This is a genomic window from Endozoicomonas sp. ONNA1 (assembly GCF_024606325.1).
Classification (GTDB): domain Bacteria; phylum Pseudomonadota; class Gammaproteobacteria; order Pseudomonadales; family Endozoicomonadaceae; genus Endozoicomonas_A.
In genome coordinates this window covers 1-3,341 of record NZ_JAHHPN010000660.1, presented here as the reverse complement: position 1 = coordinate 3,341, position 3,341 = coordinate 1, and the positions used below count along the sequence as shown (strand labels likewise).

At 42.0% G+C, this 3,341-nt stretch carries 2 protein-coding genes; both read right to left on the bottom strand.

Going from position 1 to position 3,341, the window contains the following annotated elements; translation table 11 throughout:
- A partial coding sequence (locus KDK19_RS15585) for a hypothetical protein (RefSeq protein WP_257292311.1) occupies positions 1 to 2,488 on the bottom strand: 2,488 nt, incomplete at its 3' end.
- A 159-nt stretch (positions 2,489 to 2,647) separates the two neighbouring features.
- Positions 2,648 to 2,797 (bottom strand): hypothetical protein, encoded by a 150-nt coding sequence (locus KDK19_RS15580; protein WP_257255044.1) that lies wholly within the window; start codon positions 2,795 to 2,797, stop codon positions 2,648 to 2,650.
- Positions 2,798 to 3,341 lie beyond the last annotated feature (544 nt).

Genomic DNA, 3,341 nt, shown 5'->3' with positions numbered 1-3,341 from the left:
ACGGGCTAAGGAACAGCCAACGACGTCCGGTATCATGAAAGGCCGGGATCGTTGATGTGGGCATAACGCCAAAGTTGCCATTAAGCACTCCAATGTCCTGAATGGCGTTCAACAAGCCTCGCTCTGCGATCGCGTAAGGGGTGCTACTTCCATCAGGAGTATGAGCGTATTGACCGTAATTTTTTGTCGCCTTGAAGTGGTAGACCCGGTAGGCTTTTTCACCATTAGCATTGTTGATCACTTGTAAACGGTCAGTGAAACTTTGGATACTTTCGGGAAGATCCTTTTCCAATACGATGAGGTACTGACCAAAACGGGGTAGCTGGCTTTTAAAGCGTTTATTAAGCACCCTGGCAATAAATTGATGCATAATGCCCTCTTGCGCCAGCGTGGCTATAGATTCTCCAAGTCGCTGGAATTTATAGTAATCAACGCTCTCACCATTGCATATTGCCAGTGTACGGCCACCCACGACGCTTCCCTTTTCTTCAAATAGCGACAAGGAATGTTGATATTGAGCGCGATAAACCTCTTCAAAGTATGTGCCACCTGCACGGTCAAATTCTGATTGCAACTGACGACTGGCGTCTTTATCTGCAAACTGAAAACCGTAGGCGTGGAGAGACACCAACAGCTTGAATGCCGGAGTATTGGCTTGTTGAAATCTGAGAGGATTTACCGGTTCTGTCAATGCGCTGGAGACATCCAGTTCCGAGAAAAGGGCCGGGTTATTGAGATAAGCCAGAGCATCATCAATTAATTGTCGGGGTACACAATATTTCCAATCCGTCATTAACCGACGTTTGTTTACAACGATCCTGTTAGCCAGAACATGAATAAGCCTTTGTCGGATTGCCGGGTCAGTGCAACACTTCTCCAGATATTCCTTGTCATTAAAACGAGCTAAAAAAAATTGAAAATGTTCAATGTAGTCTATTATGACTTTGGCATTATCGGGCCGTAAACGTCTATCGACAATACGCTGCTCTCCAACATCAAAAGGCTCATACGCGAGCACCATAGCATCTTGCTTCAGCCTTATTTCTTCCGGAAAATGACAGGAATGATCACAAGGAAAATACGCATAAACAATATTCATGATGCGGGTTTTAAAGTCATCACTCGCATTAACTTTATTAAAGAAAAAAGAAACAATCTGCGAATCAAAATGTCGGCTTATTTCTGGTCTACTGATTAACAGGCCTGATAGGGATTCTTTGCCTGTTTCAATCAGCTTCTGAAGCAACGCATCATCTATATTTTTAACAACTAAAACAAAAAAAGGATTAGCTTCTACCAGTCTTCTTAGCAATAAAGCAAGTTTTTCCCCATCATCCCTGTATCTATCTATGCAACATCGATAAACATCAGATAAGGGATAAACTTTTGAACCTTCGATTTCCATCATTACTTCCAATGCTGTCGAAGTAATTTTTATAAGTACTTCTTCAAAAAAGTCAGGATCATTGTCCAGCATCTCATATTCATTATCACCTTGGAAAATATTGATAAAATCATCATAAAAATTGCCACCATTCAGCGAATCCAAAATGGCCTTTTTTGTTATAAACTCATCCGGAACCTCTGATAATCGACACCGACCTTTTGATAATTGCAAAAGGCAGTACTCTTTGTTTTTCTTTCTGATATTTAGCGGCAGATTTCTAAGGTTTATTCTTCCTGAACGGATAAGTTCATCATAAAAATGATCATCTTTAATTTTGTCCGGCAGAACCTCTATAGACTTTATTTTGGCTCCGATATCCAGGCGCTCATAAATTGGTACTGCCAGTTTCGGCGGTGTACCACGGGGAATGCCATGCAAACTTGAGTATTCAGTCAGAAAGTCAATATCATTTTTTAATTCTTCAGAAAGGGCTTCGTACAAATATCTGAAGCCTGTTTTCCTGACATGAGCCAATAGTACCTGTTTTTTTCTTTCGGGTGTTGCTAGTAATACTTTCCTCATGTTATCACTTCGATTCATTACGAAAACATCCCAAAGATGATTTCTTATTATTCCTGATACAAGGGTTGAAGATTTGGAATAATCTTCAGGCAATTTTTCTTCAGCACGATAAGAAAGAAAGTCGATTACATCTATAAATTCATCTACTGTGAAACTACCTTCTTTATCCTCCATAAGCCCTTTAATCAGCTCGACTTGTCTGTCACTAAGGACAGCAGTATTCGCACCCTGAATGGCTTTAAGCTTTTTTAATTTATGTATGGGTTTAGCGGCTTCACAGGTATCTACATCTGAAGCAACGGTTCTGGAGGAAATGCTAACCTTTTTTTGATCTTTTTGTCCTGTTAAGGGATCTTGTGCAGAATCCGCACGATTGACTCCAAATAGCTCAACCCTGACGGTTCTGCCGCTGACATTGCCATCATTCGCTGTAGAATCTTCTGAAACATCGGCTGTAGCACTGTAAGTAGAGGGATTTAGCCCTTGCTTACATGAGGATTGAGATAATTGATCCATCATTGCTCTCCTGTCTTTAATTGTTCTTAATCTTGACGAGGGTGAGCCCACCCAAAGAATACTCTATAACTATTGACCCGTTAATTAAGCGAAGGTTCCAAAAAAGAAGGATTGCAGAGTTGAAAAAAACCGTTGGCCAGGCCTGTGCAACAAAAAACAATGTTAATAGCCTGAAGTGTTGGATGCATGGCCGTCCAGTACAGGGTTTCCTGAGCTGCGCACGTCAGCCATGAGCGGTATGTTGTTTGGCCACTTACCCTTGTTCATAGTAGGTTTATACTTCTGCATGACTACACGCCAAATTGTCTGCATGAACTTGTTCTTTGGAGTCAATACCATGAGACAGAAAGAACACCCTTGCTGCGCTGTGTTGATTGCTGCAGTGGTAACCAGTTGGGCTGCACAGGCATCAACCGCTAATTTATATTTTAAAAGCAATACAGATAACAGCTACTTGGCCAGGCACGTGGATGATGGTTACTGTATGGAAGATTATCCTATGGATGATATTGGTTTCAATGGGCTTAGAACCCGGGTTTCGCCAGGGGCTGTGACGCATATATACTATTCTTCGTCGGTTTTTCACTGCGCATGGCATGGGTCCTGGTTCGATTTCGTTGTCAGTGATGCTCATGGACATAGGGCAGACATAAGGTGGTACAAGCACGCAAGTGGCGACTTACCCTATTTAACGATACGTAGCGACCCCAACCATCTAATTAAACACTGGGATTCAGCGTATCATGATAACGACCTATCACGAGGAGGGTATTACTCTACGACGATTACCCTGAGCTATTGAAAGCCATATCAAGGCTGTGTCAAAACCAGACGAATTCTCGCTAACCAAGACCTG

Coding starts and splice junctions, on each gene's coding strand:
- KDK19_RS15580 (WP_257255044.1), bottom strand. CDS start 2,797: ATGCAGACAATTTGGCGTGTAGTCATGCAGAAGTATAAACCTACTATG.